The 19,662-nt window shown below is 47.1% G+C and carries 12 protein-coding genes; all 12 read left to right on the plus strand.

Going from position 1 to position 19,662, the window contains the following annotated elements:
• Positions 1 to 15: 15 nt before the first annotated feature.
• The 12 genes from dnaA (at position 16) to SCIP_RS00060 (ending at position 19,577) form a co-directional block, all read left to right on the plus strand.
• Positions 16 to 1,719: a chromosomal replication initiator protein DnaA gene (gene dnaA / locus SCIP_RS00005; RefSeq protein WP_040590741.1), complete on the plus strand. Its 1,704-nt coding sequence runs from the start codon at positions 16 to 18 to the stop codon at positions 1,717 to 1,719.
• Positions 1,720 to 2,327: 608 nt separating this feature from the next.
• Positions 2,328 to 3,452, plus strand: a complete 1,125-nt coding sequence (dnaN, locus tag SCIP_RS00010) for a DNA polymerase III subunit beta (protein WP_006292428.1) — start codon at positions 2,328 to 2,330, stop codon at positions 3,450 to 3,452.
• 45 nt (positions 3,453 to 3,497) lie between these two features.
• Positions 3,498 to 4,766, plus strand: a complete 1,269-nt coding sequence (gene recF / locus SCIP_RS00015; RefSeq protein WP_006292429.1) for a DNA replication/repair protein RecF — start codon at positions 3,498 to 3,500, stop codon at positions 4,764 to 4,766.
• Positions 4,756 to 5,265, plus strand: coding sequence for a DUF721 domain-containing protein (locus SCIP_RS00020; RefSeq protein WP_006292430.1), 510 nt, complete (start codon positions 4,756 to 4,758; stop codon positions 5,263 to 5,265). The genes recF and SCIP_RS00020 overlap by 11 nt, the downstream gene beginning before the upstream one ends.
• 148 nt (positions 5,266 to 5,413) lie before the next feature.
• On the plus strand, positions 5,414 to 7,525 hold the full coding sequence (gene gyrB, locus SCIP_RS00025; protein ID WP_006292431.1) for a DNA topoisomerase (ATP-hydrolyzing) subunit B: 2,112 nt from the start codon (positions 5,414 to 5,416) through the stop codon (positions 7,523 to 7,525).
• 115 nt (positions 7,526 to 7,640) lie between these two features.
• Positions 7,641 to 10,337 (plus strand): DNA gyrase subunit A, encoded by a 2,697-nt coding sequence (gene gyrA / locus SCIP_RS00030; protein WP_006292432.1) that lies wholly within the window; start codon positions 7,641 to 7,643, stop codon positions 10,335 to 10,337.
• An 8-nt stretch (positions 10,338 to 10,345) separates the two neighbouring features.
• Positions 10,346 to 11,008: a DUF3566 domain-containing protein gene (locus SCIP_RS00035; protein WP_006292434.1), complete on the plus strand. Its 663-nt coding sequence runs from the start codon at positions 10,346 to 10,348 to the stop codon at positions 11,006 to 11,008.
• 386 nt (positions 11,009 to 11,394) lie between these two features.
• A complete protein-coding gene (locus SCIP_RS00040) occupies positions 11,395 to 14,331 on the plus strand; it encodes a glycoside hydrolase family 3 C-terminal domain-containing protein (protein WP_006292436.1) in 2,937 nt (978 codons plus the stop codon).
• A gap of 40 nt (positions 14,332 to 14,371) precedes the next feature.
• Positions 14,372 to 16,822: a glycoside hydrolase family 3 C-terminal domain-containing protein gene (locus tag SCIP_RS00045; RefSeq protein ID WP_040590353.1), complete on the plus strand. Its 2,451-nt coding sequence runs from the start codon at positions 14,372 to 14,374 to the stop codon at positions 16,820 to 16,822.
• On the plus strand, positions 16,819 to 17,481 hold the full coding sequence (locus SCIP_RS00050) for a GtrA domain-containing protein (RefSeq protein ID WP_006292440.1): 663 nt from the start codon (positions 16,819 to 16,821) through the stop codon (positions 17,479 to 17,481). The genes SCIP_RS00045 and SCIP_RS00050 overlap by 4 nt, the downstream gene beginning before the upstream one ends.
• Before the next feature lie 234 nt (positions 17,482 to 17,715).
• The gene (locus SCIP_RS00055; RefSeq protein ID WP_006292445.1) at positions 17,716 to 18,807 is read left to right on the plus strand and encodes a glycosyltransferase family 2 protein; all 1,092 of its coding nucleotides are present in this window, start codon (positions 17,716 to 17,718) and stop codon (positions 18,805 to 18,807) included.
• The gene (locus tag SCIP_RS00060) at positions 18,807 to 19,577 is read left to right on the plus strand and encodes a DNA-3-methyladenine glycosylase (RefSeq protein ID WP_006292446.1); all 771 of its coding nucleotides are present in this window, start codon (positions 18,807 to 18,809) and stop codon (positions 19,575 to 19,577) included. Before SCIP_RS00055 ends, SCIP_RS00060 begins: the two co-directional genes overlap by 1 nt.
• Positions 19,578 to 19,662 lie beyond the last annotated feature (85 nt).

The raw sequence follows: 19,662 nt of genomic DNA on the forward strand, positions 1-19,662 counted from the left end.
ATGATGGGGGGGATCATGACTGATAGTCATAATGCCGTTGAGTTTGACGCTCAGCGCCTCTGGTCCTTTACCCAGGAATACATGGAGTCGCAGGGATACCTGAGTCCAAGAGACACTCGTTTAGTTAACGAGATTCACGCCCTGGGTCTTTTCGACAATATGATTATTCTTAGTGTCAATTCAGAATCAACCCGGTCCATTCTTGAAAACAAACTCCATACTGATGTTATTGAATGTCTCTCTGCTGTAGCCGGACAAACCATGACCTTCGTCATTAAGGTAGAAAAACCAGAAGATGCATGGTCTCAGAACGATCAGGCAGAGGCGGCAGATCAGATAAACCAGGCAGATAATGACACCAATAACAAGAAAGGTACTATACAGGCGCACCCAAATTTCTCCCCTGCCGACCATGCTGTTCAGGATCAATCTCTGCCCGATCTTTCACAAGAGAAGCGACAGAATCCACAGAATGAGTTCAGAAGAAATGAAGTGGATAGCGTTAAGCCAGATCGAAGAACTTATCAGCATGCTCATTATGGTCAGCATGCAATTCCTACCCAGGCATCCCTTTCCCTTTCCCCAGTCTCTGATCACATCAGGAAAAGCAATCAAGGCAGCATATCAGCTGGCTCCGCGGAAGTATCAAAGAATCTTGAAGCCAGAAATGCAGTGACTCATCTCAACCCTTTTGCTACCTTTGATACTTTTGTTCAGGGAACTTCCAATCGTTTTGCTAAATCAGCTGCTGTCATAGTTGCAGAAGCACCAGGGACGGCAGACTATAACCCTCTCTTTATTTATGGGGGTTCCGGATTGGGGAAAACTCATCTGTTGAATGCCATTGGCAATTATGTTCTTCAACAAGATCCGACTATGACAGTCAGATATGTCACTGCTGAAGAATTTGTTAATGATTTTGTTAGTGCCTTGGCAGCAGGGGCCCGCAAACAGGCTGCCCTGGCGAATTTTACTAAAAAATACCGCAATGTTGACGTTCTTTTGCTCGATGACATTCAGTTTTTTCGCGGCTCAGAAACAATGGAACAGTTTTTCCACACCTTCAATGAATTGACCAGCACAGGCAAGCAGATTGTTATTGCCTCAGATGTGGCCCCCAACAATTTGAAGGGTTTTAACGAACGTTTGAGAACTCGCTTTAATAAAGGGCTGGTAGTGGATGTAGCCCCACCGGAAAAAGAAACACGTGTGGCCATACTTCGTTTAAAAGTTTCCAACAGCAATCTTGCAGTACCCGATGACGTTCTTGATTATATAGCTGATAAAATAACTGATAGTGTTCGTGAGCTCGAGGGGGCTCTTACCAGAGTTACTGCAATAGCTACTTTGAATGATCAGCAGGTTACCAGGACACTTGCTGAGCAAACCCTCCATGATTTTTTCAACTCTGATGTGGAGGTAACTCCGACCAGCATTATAACCAATGTTGCCCAGCATTACACTCTAACTTTTGATGATATTGTGGGGCCTTCCCGCACAAAAAATGTAGCTGAAGCTCGTCAGGTCTCCATGTACTTAATCCGTGAAATGACTAGTCTTTCCCTGGTTGACATTGGCGAGATTTTTGGCGGTCGTGATCATTCTACAGTTATGCATGCCTGTAAAAAAGTCGCTGTCGAGATGGGCAAAAAGAGAACTCTGTATAACAATGTTAATGATATCACTATGCACATTAAGCAGAGTAATTCCCTTAATTAAGAAATTAAGAAACTAAAAGTCCTGATTAGAGTCGGACGTCTTATTTTTATTTCTTATTTTTATTTCATGTCCACGAAGTCAGGAATGTCAGGTTTTTAAAGTTAGTCTTTTTAAGAAGGATAGTCATTTGTGAAGAAAGTTATCCACAGCACTTTCCACACGTATGGGCTAAGCAGGTGAATAATCCTCAATTTTCAGTGGATAAGGTGAGGGTAAAAAGTGAATAATATCAAGCATTTGAGGGATAAAAAAGAGGAAATAATTTCCTTGTGTACAATCTCAGACTTATCCACATTTTATCAACTGTTTGTGCACCATCCTAGGGAGACCTTCACACTTGCTATGAGTGCGATATGCCAGCTTGTCCACAGTTTCCACAGCCCCTACTACGACTACTAATGTTATTTATATACTTCGTCGTTCTAGTTTTAGTTTTTTCTTAGCTCCCGTCTGCGCAACTCGTACCTCCTGTCTGTTCGCATACCGGAATAGACTATAGGCTAGTAGATAATAGATAAAATAAGATATAAATACTACGAATCTTAAGCAGTGAACAGCTTGAGCTTAGGTAATGAGTAGTGTAATAACAGTCTGAAATTGAGGTATCGATGAAGGTCGAAATTGATTCATCCGCTTTCTCTGAAGCTGTCTCCTGGACTACTAGAGTCATTCCTGCCAGACCAGCTACCCCTATTTTAACCGGAGTTAAGCTTGAAGCAGCTGATGGGCTCCTTCAACTATCTGCCTTTGATTACGAGGTTTCTGCCCGTCATCATATCGAAGCTGGAGTTGATGAATCCGGTCTTGCCGTTGTTCAGGGCAAACTTTTAGCTGATATAGGCAAAGCTCTGCCTGTAGGGAAGATATACCTGTCAACGTCAGGGGCGAAACTGACTGTCAGTGGAGGTCAGTCAACCTTCTCTCTTCCTTTAATGCCACAGTCTGACTATCCCGAGCTTCCTCAGATTCCAGATGCACTAGGATCTGTCGATGCTGATACCTTTGCCCATGCTGTTGCTCAGGCAACGGTGGCAATTTCTCGAGAAGAATCCAGACCCGTACTGACAGGCGTGAAAATGATTTTTTCTGATGGAAAAGTTCAGATGACTTCCACTGATCGTTTTCGTTTGTCCAGATCAACTTTTGCCTGGTCTCCCTCAGCAGACGATATTGATACCTCTCTTCTGGTAAGGGGAACGCTCCTGAGAGATGTAGCCCGGTCTCTAGATACTTCACAGAACGTAGTTGTAGGCTTTAATCCTGATTCTCCTACCCTGGTCGGCTTTGACAATGCAGGAAAGATATCAACTGCTCAGCTGATTGATGGTGAATTCCCTTCAGTTGACCGCCTTTTTGCTGCCGATTATCCTATTCACGTTGTTTTAGATAAAAATGCCCTCATTGATGCTATCCGCCGTGTTTCTCTGGTTGCAGAGCGTAATGCTCCCATCCGTATGAGTTTTGAGAATAATCAGGTAACCCTATCCGCAGGTTCTGCCGATGAATCCCAGGCGAAAGAAACTTTGTCTGTTGACATGGATGGGGATCCTATAACCATTGCTTTTAACCCAGCTTACTTGGTGGAAGGTCTCAGCGCTGTGTATGAACCTTATGTGCGCATGAAGATGATTTCTCCCACTAAGGCTGTGGAATTCAATGGTCAGCAGGATCAGGACGGGGAAGAATCGCTTGATTACCGATATCTTCTAGTTCCTGTTCGTTTCGTTGATTAAAGGATAAGGCATTATTAACACGCATCTTTTTTGGTATTACTGATTGTGTATATTTCCCGACTCGCCCTGGATCATTATCGGTCCTGGAATACCTGTCTTATTGATCTGACAGATTCTGTCAATGTCCTTTACGGTCACAATGGCCTGGGGAAAACTAACATTGTAGAAGCAATCGAGTTTTTATCCACAAGCAGCAGTCATAGGGTAAACTCTTCCCAGCCTTTAATTCAACGTGGGTATAAACAGGCAACTATCAGAGCTAATCTGGAAATTCCATCTCAAGCAGGATCCTCTAAACAAGGATCCTTCAGACAGGAATCCGCCAGACAAACAGAACGCTTTACAGTAACAATTCCTATCAGGGGAGCCAATCGAGTCAGGGTTAATAATAACTCATCCCTGTATATGCGAGATATAGTAGGGCAGATCAAAACTGTTGTTTTTGCCCCTGAAGATCAATGGCTTCTATCTTTGGATCCATCCCGCCGCCGCCGTTTTCTTGACGATGCCGGTATTCAGTTAATACCTGAGTATTATGATTTGTCTCAAAAATATTCCCATATAGCCCGTCAAAGGGTAGCACTGTTGAAAAATATGGGCTCCGGCCAGCGCGAAAGTTCTGCTGATGATTACACCGGGTTAGAAATATGGACGGGGCAACTTATTTCAACTGGATTGAGCTTATCGACTATGAGACAAAAAATTGTGGAAAAACTTTCTCCACTTTTTTCTGAAATTTATGCACAATTGGCCGGTTCTGAGCACAAAGCGCAATTAGCCTATCATCCTTCTTTTGCTGAAATTTTTGATCAATCAGACGATCCTTTCACCTTAATCAGTAATCATTTTCAACGACTCTTCCCGGGAGAATTGGCGCAGGGAAGGAATTTGATAGGGCCGCACCGGGATGATCTGGATTTTTCCCTTCATGGCATGCCTGCTAAAGAATATGCCTCCAACGGAGAAATGTGGACTATGGCTTTAGCCTTGAAAATGGCTCTTTTCCAGCTGCTTTCTGAAAACCTGCTTTCTGAAAGCAGCGTTTCTGCAGGAGCCGGCAAACCTATTCTGATTTTAGACGATGTTTTTTCTCAGCTGGATACCTCCCGAAGGGAAAAAATTGTTGATTTTTCCCAGCAGCAGGAACAGGTCCTGGTAACGGCTGCATCTGAAAATGATATTCCTCTGGAATTTATTTCCAACAGCCAGGCAGAGGTAAATTTGTGCAACGTAGAAGAAATAAAGGCTGATGCTGATAGGGAAGAAACTATCACCGGGGAGTTTTCCAGTGGGGAGACTTCTTATGAGGCTTAATAAAATTCCTGTTTGTGAACGGTTGCATCTGTCGGCACAAGTTCTTCCCAACCAGGTTTACGAACGATATCAAAGGCTTTTCAAACCCAAAATTGATTATGCTCTTCGCAACGAAAAAGCCAGGGATAGTTTTGGACAAAAAGGACGAGATCCTAAGCAGTTGGGATCCGCTTTGGAAAAACTTTTCTCCGGACAGGATGGGGTCTGGAAGAAAAATCTTATGCTGGCCAAGCTTCATAACCAATGGTCTCTAGTTGTGGGGGAACACATAGGATCGCATACAGAAGTAGGGTCATACAGGAATGGATTACTGATCATCAAGGCTGATTCTCCTGTATGGGCTACTCAGTTAACTTATATGGTTCCTAACCTGAAAAAGGTTATCGGGAAAAGATTGCCCGGATTGCCTATCGATGCTATTAAGATTACCGGCCCTCAAACTGCTCGAAAAAAATACCGGGGATTCCACGGTCGTTCACAGGCCGGAAGAAACGGATAACGTCCCCTTCTTTTGGTACCCTATATATATTGCAGGTTAATGCGTTTAAGAGCCCTTTTTGTGCTTTTTAGCGCCAATGATTGTTTACGGAAACCCCAGAGTCATCGGAAAACGGATGGTGTGACTGTGGGAGTTAAGGAGGACGGCAGTGGCCGACGAGGACATGACTAATCCAACTGATCCGCAGGAGGAACAGACTGCTGTGACTGAGCAGAAAGAAGATGCTCCGCTGAACAGCAACGGTGAACAGCTGGATGATGAAATGAAGCCTGAGCATTACGATGCCAGTGATTTAAGGGTTCTGGAAGGCCTAGAAGCTGTTCGTATTCGTCCGGGCATGTACATTGGTTCCACAGGGCCCAGGGGTCTGCATCACCTCGTCTATGAGATTGTTGATAATTCGGTTGATGAAGCTCTGGCTGGGTATGCATCCCATATTGAAGTAACCATTTTGAGCGGTAACGGCATTCAGGTTGTTGATGATGGCCGTGGTATTCCTGTCGATGAAGTGCCGGGTGAGGGCAAGTCCGGAGTGGAGACAGTGATGACCAAACTTCATGCCGGTGGAAAATTCGGCGGCGGCGGCTATGCCGTTTCTGGAGGCCTTCATGGTGTGGGCATCTCTGTTGTTAATGCCTTGTCTACTCGGGTGGACGTTGAAGTGCGGCGGCAGGGATATCACTGGACTCAAACGTATGTGAATCAAAAACCTCTTGCTCCTTTGAAGCAGGGTAAGCCTATGAATGAGGGAGAAACTACAGGAACATCAGTCACTTTTTGGGCTGATCCGGCTATTTTTGATACTACAGATTATGATTTTGAAACTCTGCGGTCTCGCTTCCAGCAAATGGCTTTTCTTAATAAGGGGCTGAAGATTTCTTTAACTGATCTGAGGTCGATTGACGAGGCTGGTGATGAGGTTGCATCTGACGGTGATAATGTAGTGGAAGAACTGCATAGAACCGTTACCTATCAGTATGTCAATGGAATCAAAGATTATGTCAATTATTTGGTTAAGGCAAAAAATGCCAATCCCATTGAGAACGACATCATCGATATTGATGCTGAAGATACCCATCAGGGGATTTCAGCTGAAATTGCTATGCAATGGACTTCTGCTTATTCTGAATCCGTTCATACTTTTGCCAACACCATTTCAACAACAGAAGGCGGAACTCATGAAGAGGGCTTCAGGGCTGCGCTGACTGGTTTGGTCAACCGTTATGCCAGGGACAAGGGAATTCTGAAAGAAAAAGACGATAATCTGTCTGGTGATGATGTGAGGGAAGGCTTAGTGGCTGTAGTGTCAGTCAAGCTGACTGTTCCTCAGTTCGAAGGACAGACTAAAACAAAGTTGGGCAACGCCATTGCCAAGACCTTTGTTCAAAGAGTCATGACCGAGAGGATGACAGACTGGTTCGATGCCCATCCTTCTGAAGCCAAATCCATCATTCAGAAAGGGATGGAAGCCGCTCGTGCCCGTCTGGCTGCCAAAAAAGCCCGTGAATCTACTCGACGGAAATCTATCTTTGAATCTGCCGGTATGCCCGATAAACTCAAGGATTGCCAGTCATCAGATCCATCTGAATGCGAACTTTTTATTGTGGAAGGCGACTCTGCAGGTGGTTCCGCTATTCAGGGCCGTAACCCCTTAACGCAGGCTATTTTGCCTCTGAGAGGGAAAATCTTGAATACAGAACGGGCTTCTTTAGACCGCATGATGAAGTCTGACACCATTGAATCCCTGATTACAGCCATTGGCGGAGGATATGGGGAAGAATTTGATATTAGCAAAGTGCGCTATCACAAAATCATCATCATGGCTGATGCCGATGTGGATGGGGCTCATATTGCTACCCTGAATTTGACTCTCTTCTTCCGTTATATGAGACCTATGATTACGGAAGGCTATGTTTATGTGGCTATGCCTCCCCTCTATCGGCTCAAGTGGACTAAGGGTCCTCATGATTTTGTCTATACGGACGCTGAACGCGACCGGGTGCTGGAAGAAGGACGATCTAAGGGCCGTCAGCTTCCTAAAGGAGAAGGAATTCAACGTTATAAGGGTCTAGGGGAGATGACCTATCAGGAACTATGGGAAACCACTATGGATCCTGACCATCGTATTTTAAAACAGATTCATATTGACGATGCAGCCCAGGCCGATGAAACCTTCTCCATGCTGATGGGAGAAGAAGTCGAACCCCGCAGGCTCTTCATTCAGCGCAACGCTCATGATGCCCGTTTCATTGATGCTTAAGGTAAGGTAAAGGAAAAGAACAGTGGCAGACGATAAGAACATCACTTCTGAGAACTCGGACGCTCAGGATTCACAGAATAACTCTTTTGATCAGGCCCATGAGACAGATGATTCCTTGGAACCGCTGAGCCCTCAGGCCACGGCTGAAGATTTTGGACTCTTGAAGGGAACCAGAATTAAGTCTATGGATCTGCAGCAGGAGATGCGCGAATCTTACTTGGCTTATGCTCTCTCGGTTATTGTGGAGCGGGCCCTGCCTGATGTCCGGGATGGGATGAAGCCGGTTCACCGCCGGGTAATTTATGCCATGTACGATGGGGGATACAGGCCTGACAGGGGTTACAACAAATGCTCCCGCGTCGTCGGCGATGTAATGGGCAAGTATCATCCTCACGGCGATGCCGCTATTTATGACACTCTTGTTCGTATGGCCCAGCCCTGGTCCATGCGCTACCTGCTGGTAGACGGTCAGGGTAATTTCGGATCTCCTGGTGATGATCCGGCTGCGGCCATGCGTTATACAGAATGTCGTATGGCCCCATTGGCTATGGAACTGGTCAGGGATATTGATAAAGATACTGTCGATTTTGTTCCTAACTATGATGGAAAAACCCAGGAACCAACAGTGTTGCCCAGCCGTTTCCCTAATCTTTTGGTCAACGGGTCTGCTGGAATTGCTGTAGGTATGGCTACCAATATTCCTTCTCATAACATGAGAGAGATAGCCGAAGGGGTGCATTGGGCCCTCAACCATCCTGAAGCCAGCAGGGAAGAGCTGCTGAATAATCTGATAGCAATTATTAAAGGACCTGATTTTCCAACCGGAGCAACCATTCTAGGTCATAAGGGAATCGAACAGGCTTACCGGACAGGCCGGGGACTGATTACCATGCGGGCCGTGGTCAACACTGAAGAAATCAATGGCCGCCTCTGCCTGGTTGTAACAGAACTTCCGTATCAGGTCAATCCTGACCGCCTGGCTTCTTCCATTAAGGAAGCTGTTCGTGACGGCAAGATTCAGGGCATTGCTGACATGAGAGACGAAACGTCAGGTCGGACAGGCCAGCGCTTGGTTTTGGTTCTCAAGCGTGATGCTGTTCCTAAAGTGGTCCTCAACAATCTGTATAAGCATACCCAACTCCAGCAAACTTTTGGGGCTAATATGCTGGCTCTGGTTGATGGCGTTCCCAGAACGCTCAGCCTCGATGCCTTTATTCGTCACTGGATCAATCACCAGCTTCAGGTTGTGGAAAGGCGAACCCGGTATTTGAAGCGAGAGGCTGAAGAGCGTGATCACATCCTTCAGGGCTATCTGAAGGCACTGGATATGATTGAAGAGGTCATCGCTTTGATTCGCCGCTCACCTGATGTGGAACAAGCCAGAAACGGCCTGATGGACCTGCTAGATGTCGATCAAATTCAGGCCGATGCCATTCTGGCCATGCAGTTGCGTCGTCTGGCTGCTCTGGAAAGGCAGAAGATCATTGATGAGCACGAAGAACTCCTGCGCAGAATTGAAGATTACAATGATATTTTAGCCAAGCCCGACCGGCAGAGAAAAATTGTGGGCGATGAGATGGATGAGATCGTCGATAAATATGGGGATGATCGCAGGACTAAAATCCTTCCCTTCTCTGGCGAAATGAATGTGGAAGATCTGATTGCGGAAGAAAACGTTGTGGTAACAGTGACACATTCTGGCTATATTAAGCGGACTAAAGCAGATGAATACCGTGCGCAGCACCGGGGAGGCAAGGGTATTAAAGGAACCCGCCTGCGCGAGGATGATGTGGTTGATCATTTCTTCCTGACTAGTACTCACAACTGGCTTCTTTTCTTCACTAACCAGGGCCGGGTATACAGAATCAAAGGGTATGAGGTTCCAGAAGGATCCCGCGATTCCAAGGGTCAGCATGTTGCTAATCTTCTGCAACTGGGACCAGATGAGAAAATTCAGCAAGTCTTGTCCATTAAGGATTATCAGACTGCTTCCTATCTGGTTTTAGCTACTAGGTCAGGAAAGATTAAGAAAACCAGGCTGGATGAATACGATTCTGCCAGGCAAGGCGGCCTTATTGCTGTTCGTTTGCGGGAGATTGAAGGCGCTTTCCGTACAGATAAGGAAGGTAATCAGGTACCACTAGTTGATGAGCTGATTGGTGCTGCCCTCTGCAACGATGATGATGAAATTATTGTGGTCTCTCAGAAGGGAATGAGTGTTAAATTCTCCGCTGATGATCAGACCCTTCGTCCTATGGGGCGTCAGACCGCAGGTGTTCAGGCTATGAAGTTCCGTGGGAAGCCGGGAGATGATCTCCTCCTGAGCATGGATGTGGTTCCTCAGGGGACTGATTCTGATCTTCTCGTAGTGACCAATGAAGGGTTCGCCAAGCGGACAGCCCTGTCTGAATATAGGCTTCAGGGTCGCAATGGCTATGGGGTAAAAGCTATTAATCTGGTAGAAGGTCGGGGGAATCTGATTGGTGCCATTGTGGTTGCTGAAGATGATCAAGTCATGGCTATTATGAAATCCGGTAAAGTAATCCGATCCGATGTTTCTGAAATCAAACGTACTGGTCGCAATACTCAGGGTGTGACCTTAGCTAAGCCGGATAAGGGTGATGAAATTATCTCCGTTGCACGCAACGCTGAAACAGAAGATCAGGATGAACCATCGGGGTCTGAATCGGGGTCTGAGAACTCAAGGAGTTTAAACAGCGATGGTTCAAACGGTAGTGATGATGGTATTCTGAAGTCACAGGAACCGGTAGAACAGGTAGAAAACAAGGCTGGCGAGAGCTCAGCTGAGTAGGAGATAATATGACAAACGAGAATCCTGGATCACAGACAGAGCAGAATGCTGAAGCTGACGCTCAGGCAGCTGCAGCAGCATCTGCCAACGCAGAAACTGAATACACGGCTCATGATGCTCAGGAGGTTGCCTCATACGCAGCGGCGGCTTCCCCCCGGGCAGCGTCGACCCAGTCCCGGTCGGCTGAACCTTTTCCTATCCGTAATTCGGTAAACAGAAATCGTGCAGATGCTCCCGGATCTGCCAATGCTTCCGGTAGCCATGCCTCTTCAGCATCAAACTCATCAGCTCGATCCTCCCATAAGGCCAGTGTTCCCAGAGCACGGCGGATGAATTTGTCTGTCACCCGGGTAGATCCCTGGTCAGTCACCAAGATCACCTTTATGCTTTCTATCGCCGGAGCCATTATTCAGCTAGTTGCTGTGGCTCTTATCTGGTTTATCATGAATGCTGCTGGTCTTTTTGACGCCGTTAACAACCTGGGAACTCAACTAAGCTCTTCCTTTAACATTACCGACATGATCAGTCTGCCCCGGGTTTTGGGCGCTGTTACCATCCTGTCTGTTTTTGAAATCGTCATCATTTGTGTTCTGGCTGCAATCGGTGCTTTCCTTTACAACGTGTCCAGCCGACTGGTTGGCGGGGTTCATGTGACTCTGGGAGATGACTAAAACCGTTTTGCCAAGAGCCGATGGTCAGAGACTGATGGCCGGCTGGCCGGCTGTTAAGGTTCCCTGCTGAAAATCGTCGCCCTGCAGTTGTGGCTGCAGGGCTTTTGTTTGTTGTGGATGTTTGCTCCAGCCCGCCCAGAGTGTCTAGCGTGCTGTTTGTGCCGGTTAAAGTGCTGTTTGTGCAGAATTTCTTTTATTTTATGCGGCAGAAAGTCTGGGTCTGCGAGTCGTTTATTTTTCCTCCTTTACAGTTAAAAGATGTAGGGTTTGCTCTGTTTCCGGCGTCAAAGACAGATGTCTGAGGGCAGCAGGCTCACAGTAGAGAAATTTGAGTCCGTCGTGGTCTGCGTGGATGCGGCGGTATAAATCGATGAAAGGAAAGGGCTATGCTTAGCATCAACCCAGAGGATGTTATCCGGGTTCTGAAGTCCATTCAAACCCAGCTCATTATCATTGGTGTTGTCCTTCTTGCGGCTATCCTGCTGACTGTTTTCATTAACAAGAAAACGGTCAAGAATGTAGCAGCCAAGAAGATGATTCATTCCCAGACCTGGATCATTGCTCTGATTGCAGCTTTTGCTGCTATCGCTTCTATGATCTATGGCCCTCTGAATACTATTGTTGCTTCTGCGACAACTCCTAAGTACACTTTGTCACAATTCAGCATCAAAAAGGCAAGCGACCTTGCTGTTGACATTCAACGCGAGGGTATTGTCATGATGCAGAATAAGGATTCTCAACTGCCCCTGTCAACCAAAAAAGTCAATGTTTTTGGCTGGGGTTCCACTAATCCCATTTATGGAGGCACTGGTTCCGGTTCTATGAATTCCAGCTATGCCACCACATCCCTCCTGCAGGGCCTGAAAGATGCTGGAATTTCTTATAATACAGACTTGAGCAAATTCTATACCAAGTATCGCAAGGATCGTCCGTCTATCGGCATGTTTGGCCAGGACTGGACCCTGCCTGAACCGGCAGTCAAGACCTATTCTGATTCCATGCTGAACAAAGCCAAGTCCTACTCTGACACTGCTGTTCTGGTTATTGCCCGCTCTGGCGGAGAAGGAGCTGATCTTCCTACTGATATGGGCAAGGTTGAGATTGGCAAAGCCGGAACCACTGTCAAAGCTGGCAAGTTTGGCATCACTGGCTCTCATTACATCAATAATTCTTCTGATTATGCTGACTACAAAGCCGGGGACAGCTACCTGGACCTGAGCCAGACTGAAAAAGATCTGGTGTCTTATGTGACCAGAAACTTCAAAAAAGTTGTGTTAGTCTACAACGGAGCCAATGACCTGAACCTGAGTTTTGTTTCCTCTCACCCCCAGATTAAGTCAGTCCTCTGGTGCCCTCCGGCCGGTCAGACCGGCTTTAAGGCCCTGGGCGAAGTCCTGACCGGTAAGATCAATCCTTCCGGCCGCACAACTGATACCTTTGTCAAGGACTTTACCAAGACTCCCTGGTGGAACAATTTTGGCAACATGCAGTACAGCAACATGAAGGAATTCGCCAGCCCCAGCATTTTCGCCAACGGCATTCCTTCCTATGTCAATTATTCTGATGGAATTTATGTGGGTTATCGGTATTACGAAACTGCTGCTGCAGAAGGGGCCATCAATTATGATTCCCTTGTCCAGTACCCCTTTGGTTATGGTATGAGTTACACCTCCTTTAAGCAAACCATGACTACTCCTGAAGTCAACGATGATACAGTTTCTTTTACTGTCACCGTTAAGAACACAGGTAAAACTGCTGGTAAGGATACGGTTCAGGTTTACTATAATCCCCCTTACACTAACGGAGGAATTGAGAAATCTTCCACCAATCTCATTAAGTTCATCAAAACCAGAAAGCTGAATACAGGCGAGTCTCAGAAGGTGAAGATCTCCTTCAAGCTCGAAGACATGGTCTCCTATGATTATCAGAAAGCTAAGGCATATGTTCTGGAATCCGGCAGGTATGGAATTTCCATCAATAAAGATTCTCACAATCAGATTGATGAAAAGTCCATTACTGTGGATTCAACGGTAACCTATGGCAAGGGGAACCATCGGTCCTCTGATAAGGCTGATGTAACTAATCAGTTTGACAATGCTGCTGGCGATGTTACTTACCTGTCCCGCAAAGATCATTTTGCCAACTTCAAGACTGCCGCTGCCAAGCCGAAGTCCACTGTCATGCCAGACAAGTATAAGAAGCAGTTTATGGGTGCCAACTACAAGGTTCCCACAAACAACTCTTCTGCCACTATGCCTGTTACCGGGGCTAAGAACCGTGTATATCTTTACCAGTTGTATGGTAAGTCTTATGACGACCCCCTGTGGAACAAACTCCTGGATGAACTGACTGTTTCTGATATGAATAATCTGATTGCCATGGCCGGCTATAATAATGCTGAAATTACCAGTATTAAGAAGCCCCGTCAGAACGATGTTGATGGTCCTGCGGCCCTGAATAATAACTTTACCGGTGTTGGGTCCATTGGCTTCCCCTCATCTACCACAGTTGCCAATACCTTCAATTCCGACTTGGCCAAGCGCTACGGCGATGTTATTGGTCAGATGGCTCAGGAAATGCATGTGACAGGCTGGTATGCACCAGCAATGAACACTCATCGCTCTGCCTTTGCAGGCCGCAACTTTGAGTACTTCTCTGAGGATCCTGTTCTGGGCGGTACCATGGCTGCCAACCAGATTAGGGGAGCGAAGGATAAGGGTGTCTACTCATTCATGAAGCATTTTGCCCTCAACGACCAGGAAACCAACCGCAACAGCATGATCTGCACCTGGTCCAATGAGCAGGCCATCCGTGAGATTTATCTGAAACAGTTTGAGCTTGCCGAAAAGAAAGGCTGCGCCACCGCTGTCATGTCTTCCTTCAACTACATTGGTCCCCGCTGGGCAGCCTCCAACCCCAACCTGCTGAACAATGTTCTCCGCCAAGAATGGGGCTTCCGTGGATTCGTGGAAACCGATTATTTCATGGGTGGATACATGAACGGTGATGAGGGCATCCGGGGTGGTAATGATGCCATGTTGGCAACAACCAAGACCAGCAATTTCATTACCAATACTGATGATCCGGCAACTGTTCAACTGATGAGGACAGCTTCTCACAACATTCTCTACACCGCCGTTAACAGTTGGCTCTACAAGAACGGCCAGCCCAGCATGGATGCTTCTTGGTGGAGGCAGGCTGTGTATGCTGCTATTGCGGTTGTGGCCCTGCTCGTTCTCCTGCTTGAGTTCCTGGCCTTCCGCCGCTTCTTCAAGCGCCGCAGGACAGCCAAAGTTGCTGAGGTCCAGGTTACTGAAGCTTAAGCTGCTGAGGCTTAATCTGCTTATGAAAGGTAGAACATATATGAGCTTGCGTGCACAAGATTTGACGGTAGTACAACGTGCCGCCCTCCTGTCAGGTCAATCTGAATGGGAGACCCGTCGGATTAAGAAAGTCGGTCTTAAACCCATCGTCCTTTCTGATGGTCCTAATGGAGTGCGGCGTCAGACTGGGGAAGGAGACCATTTGGGCCTGGGGGCTTCCAAACCTGCTACCTGTTTTCCTACAGCAGGAACAGTAGCTAATTCCTGGGATCCTGAAGAAGTAGAAAAAATGGGGGCAGCCTTAGGGGAAGAAGCCAAAACCCTGGGTGTCCAGGTTTTGCTAGGTCCCGGTATCAATATGAAGCGAAACCCCTTGTGCGGCCGCAATTTTGAATACTATTCTGAAGATCCTCTTTTGGCCGGCTACCTGGCTTCTGGTTTTATAAAAGGAGTCCAGTCTCAAGGGGTATCTGCCTGTCCCAAGCACTTTGCCGTCAACAGCCAGGAGCTACGCCGCCAGGCCTCCAACTCCATTGTTGATGAGCGAACCATGAGGGAAATCTATTTGACTGCTTTTGAAATAGCAGTTACGCAGGCTCATCCTTGGACTCTGATGACTTCTTACAACATGGTTAATGGGGTCTATGCTCACGAAAACAGCCATCTACTGAAAGATATTCTCCGCGGTGAATGGGGCTACAAGGGTATGGTGGTCTCTGACTGGGGTGGCTCTAACAATATTGTCAAGTCAGCAAAGGCTGGAGCTTCCCTGGAAATGCCGGCTTCCGGCCTGGCTTCGACGCGGGAACTTGTTGATGCTGTGAAAAAGGGAGATCTGAGTGAGGACGATCTGACAGCCCGCGCTCAGGAAGTGATGGATCTGATTGATAAAACTCAGACTTCAACTCCCGGATCTTACCTGAGTGAGCAGCAGATCAGGGATCATCATGAGGCGGCCAGGCGGATAGCAGAGAAATCTCTGGTTCTTCTGCGAAATGAGGCAGTAGCTGATGGTCAGAGGGCTCTTCCCCTTAAGAAGGGAAGCCGGTTGGCTGTGATTGGAGACATGGCTGAAACTGCCCGATATCAGGGTTCTGGCTCATCGAAGGTTAATGCAACCCAGGTGGATAATCTTCTGGATGAGTTGAAGAAATCCAGTCAGGTTTCTCTTATGGGCTATGCCCAGGGCTATGACCGGCAGGGGGCTTTGAGAAGAGATCTGATTGCTCAGGCTGTTTCGCTTGCCCGGCAGGATACGGTTGACCAAGTTGTCGTCTGCATGGGCTTGGATGAGCGTTCTGAGTCTGAGGGCCTGGACCGTAGTACCCTTAAGATTCCTCAGGCTCAGATTGATCTGCTGACCGACTTGAAACGGGTAGGGAAGCCGGTGATTGCTGTCGTGGTTGCTGGTTCGGCCGTAGAGGCTGATTGGCTGGAAGGGACATCTGCTGCCCTCTATATTGGCCTGTCGGGTCAGGCCGGTGCTTCTGCAGCTGTTAAGGTATTAACCGGAGAAGTCAATCCTTCCGGCCATTTGGCCGAGACCTGGCCCCTGCATTATGAGGATGTGCCCTCTGCTGGCAATTTTCCGGTTACAGACAGGGACTCGGTCTATAAGGAAGGTCCCTTTATTGGCTATCGCTATTACACCACTGCCCATGTTCCCGTTCGCTATCCTTTCGGATATGGTCTGTCTTACTCTACTTTCGAGTACAGCCTGCTTCAGGTGGATGGTAATGGAGTAACCTTCACTGTCAGGAATTCATCTCAGATTGCAGGCGATGCTCTTCCTCAGATGTATATTGGCCGTAATCAGGCTACCTCCGGTATCCTGCGCCCTGCCCGGGAGCTCAAGGCCTTCTCTAAAATTCATCTGGAGCCGGGCGAAAGCAAGCAGGTTCGTTTTGACTTTGATCTCTATACTTTCCGCCACTTTGATCCGGGAACCGCATCCTGGCAGGTTGAAGCAGGAGCCTGGGATATCTGGATCGGATCTGATGCCAACACTCTCTGTCTGCATGCTACTCATGTCGTTCAGGGAACCATAGAACCAGGCCATCTGTCTGAGCAGTGGGGACATTATATCGGTGCTGATATCAGGCATGTAACTGATTCTGAGGTCTCTTATCTATTGGGACATACCGTCAGCAAACACACTAACAGCGGGGTTTTTCAGTCCAACGACGCCATATCGTCCTGGGCTTATTCCCGTTCCTGGCTTGCCCGCAAGGTGGTTAAGGTCTTGCAGAGCAAAGAAGATAAAGCTGTTAAAAAAACGGGTTCACCAGATTTGAACATACTTTTCGTGCTGAATATGCCTCCCCGGGCCATGGCCAAAATGACCGGAGGCAGAATCAGTCCTGATATGGTGACCGGAGGAATCCTTGACATACCCAATAAACATTTGTGGAGGGGAATCGGTCATCTTATTTCCGGCTACTTCCGCAACAAAAAAGACAATAAAAAAACTCAGGAGGACATTGAAAAATGAGTGATGCACATACTGACGTGGGCGGGGCGTCTGACCCGGGAAAGATACCAGGACAGGCCCAGCCGTCTGATCAGGCCAAGGCTAAGGGTCCTTTCCGGCGGTGGATTGACACATACCCCAATTTATGGGAATTCATTCTGTTTAGTATTTTGTCTAATATTTCCACCATCACTCGCTTTGTCTTGGTGTGGGTCTGTACAGCCATTTTTGTGCACGGCCTGCATATGACCCAGCCCTTCAGCTTCCTGATTTTCAACTACAGTGATGCAAAATCCAATGGTCTGGGAGGGTTTATTACCTTCCTCATTGCAGAAGTGGCAGCTCAGGTTGTAAACTTCTTTGTTCAGATGAAGTGGGTTTTCAAGTCTGATTCTTCCTTCAGGCAGGCTGCCTGGAAGTATGCCATTCTGGCTGTAATCATTGTGGTAGTCAATCTGACCCTTCCCAGCTGGGTGACTTCTCTCTGCCACAGTTGGGGCTGGAATGATGCCGTTTCCTCCACAGTAGCTTCCGTGGTGAATACTCTGGCCGCTGTTATTGTCTCTTACCCCCTGCTCAAGTGGTGGATTATGCCCAAGAGCAAGGAGCATGAAGATCAGATCAAGAAAGCTCAGCAGGAGGCGAAAGAGCAATCTACTTCTCTGGAGCAGCAGGGATAGATAGATCTGCTCTGGGTAACAACTGGATACCTGGATTCCCGGGCAACCCGAGCTGTCTGGGGTACTAGGACTACATGGAAAATAGAAAAATGCTACCTCCCCGCTGCCAGCAGGATGCTTATTCCGCAGCTTATTTGTGAGATAAGTAGAGGTTAGAATACCAGATCTAGTCTGGCCGGGGACGTAGCATATAAAAGGCCATGAATGGCACAAGGCGACGGGACTACAATTTATATGACTTTACCGGATTCTCAGCAGACAGATCAAAATCTGACTCCTCATCCTGAAATTCCTATTATTCGGCAGAAAACCCTGTCTATTGTAGTACCTTCTTATAATGTCGAGGGTTGCCTACGGCGTTGTGTCAATTCTCTGCTGAACTGCGAAAGTACAGCCGATATTGACATCATCATTGTGGACGATGGCTCAACAGACTCTACTCCTGAGCTCGCAGATGCGCTCGCCCGCCAGTCAGACGGGGTTGTCAGGGTTATCCACCAAAAGAACAAGGGTCACGGTGGGGCAGTAAATACTGGTATCGCTGCCGCCCATGGACTGTACCTGAAGATTGTTGATGCAGATGATTGGCTGGATCCGACAGCCTACGCCAAGGTTTTGAGCTTTCTGCGCCTGCAAACTATGAATATGACTCCGGTTGATATGGTATTAACCAATTATGTTTATGAGAAGAAATCTGAAGATATTCAAACTGTAATAAATTATAAACATGCAATTACTCCCAACAAGGTGCTTACCTGGGATGATTTGAGAACCTTTTATATGAATCAATATCTTTTGATGCATGCCATTATATACAGGACCGAAGTTGTCCGCCAGGCAGGATTAAAGCTGCCTGAGCACACTTTTTATGTTGATTTTATTTATGCTTATCAACCCTTGCCGTATATCAAAACGATGACATATTTAAATGTAGATTTTTACCGTTATTTTATTGGACGCCAAGGCCAGTCTGTTGCCAAAGAAACTATGATTAAAAGAGTTGATCAGCTCCTTCGGGTCAATTCACTCATGGTTCATGTTACTCCCGACGCTTCCACTGTTTCCCGAGGTTTGTATAAATATATGATTCATTTTTTGTCTATCAATTGTGTAGTTACATCGATTTTCCTGATCCTGTCGAGGAAGAAGAATAATTATTCCCGCAAAGCCTTGATGTGGGATAATTTGTATGAATATTCACCGCAGATTTGCCATGACGTTCGTAAAACTATCCTCTGCCGGGCGATCAATATGCCGGGACCGCTGGGAAGGGCTATGGTTCGCGGGGGATATGCCTTGACCAATTATTTCGTGGGGTTTAACTGATGTCAGCCGCCTCAGGGCATGGAGCCTTTCCTGATTCAATTGATTCTCGCGCATCCTTTGGCGGTGTCAGTGTCGATTCCCCCGGATGCGGTGTTTTCCCTGATTTTCTTGACCGCGATGCAGATTATGTTGCTTCCCATCTTTTGGGTTGCCTGCTGATTCGCTATCCTGATAATGATAATCAGAATCGGCATCCGGCGGCAGTCGTTCGTATAGTTGAAACTGAGGCCTATGATCAGGACGACCAGGCAAGCCACGCTTTTCATGGCAAGAGTGAGCGGAACAAGGCTCTCTTTGGGCCTTCTGGGCATGCCTATATTTATCAAATTCATGGCCGATATTTTTGTATGAATATTTCCTGCGGACAGGATGGATATGGAGCTGGGGCTTTGATCCGAGCAGTTGAGCCGGTTTCCGGTATAGAGTTTATGCGTGGAAACAGACCTGTTCCTGGAGTGGGACTTACCAACGGTCCTGCAAAATTATGCCAGGCTTTGGGCATTGATAAGAGTCTTTATGGGCATGATCTGCATATGGCTCCACTTGAGGTAATCCAGGATTTTTCTGGCTGCATGCCATCATCCGGCTCTGTACACGTTGACCCGCCAAATGCGTTTCCGGATTTTGAAGTTGCTGCAACTGCTCGCATTGGAATTTCCCATGAAAGAGACCGGTTACGTCGTTTTATTATTGTAGGTAATCCTTATATTTCTCGACCATCGTGGACCGCCAAGCATATACATGCTCTTCCTCCTCAAATTAATTATTGATTATTGATTAATTATTATTCCCCTGGAGGTTAATCTGGGATTAATCTGGGGTTAATTTCCACTCTCGATGGCAAGTTGACTCGCT

The organism is Scardovia inopinata JCM 12537 (genome assembly GCF_001042695.1).
Lineage (GTDB): Bacteria > Actinomycetota > Actinomycetes > Actinomycetales > Bifidobacteriaceae > Scardovia > Scardovia inopinata.

Excerpts from the sequence above, each read along its gene's own strand:
- SCIP_RS00055 (WP_006292445.1), top strand. The coding sequence starts at position 17,716 with ATGACTTTACCGGATTCTCAGCAGACAGATCAAAATCTGACTCCTCAT.
- SCIP_RS00045 (WP_040590353.1), top strand. The coding sequence starts at position 14,372 with ATGAGCTTGCGTGCACAAGATTTGACGGTAGTACAACGTGCCGCCCTC.
- SCIP_RS00060 (WP_006292446.1), top strand. The coding sequence starts at position 18,807 with ATGTCAGCCGCCTCAGGGCATGGAGCCTTTCCTGATTCAATTGATTCT.
- SCIP_RS00040 (WP_006292436.1), top strand. The coding sequence starts at position 11,395 with ATGCTTAGCATCAACCCAGAGGATGTTATCCGGGTTCTGAAGTCCATT.
- SCIP_RS00020 (WP_006292430.1), top strand. The coding sequence starts at position 4,756 with ATGAGGCTTAATAAAATTCCTGTTTGTGAACGGTTGCATCTGTCGGCA.
- SCIP_RS00035 (WP_006292434.1), top strand. The coding sequence starts at position 10,346 with ATGACAAACGAGAATCCTGGATCACAGACAGAGCAGAATGCTGAAGCT.
- dnaA (WP_040590741.1), top strand. The coding sequence starts at position 16 with ATGACTGATAGTCATAATGCCGTTGAGTTTGACGCTCAGCGCCTCTGG.
- dnaN (WP_006292428.1), top strand. The coding sequence starts at position 2,328 with ATGAAGGTCGAAATTGATTCATCCGCTTTCTCTGAAGCTGTCTCCTGG.
- SCIP_RS00050 (WP_006292440.1), top strand. The coding sequence starts at position 16,819 with ATGAGTGATGCACATACTGACGTGGGCGGGGCGTCTGACCCGGGAAAG.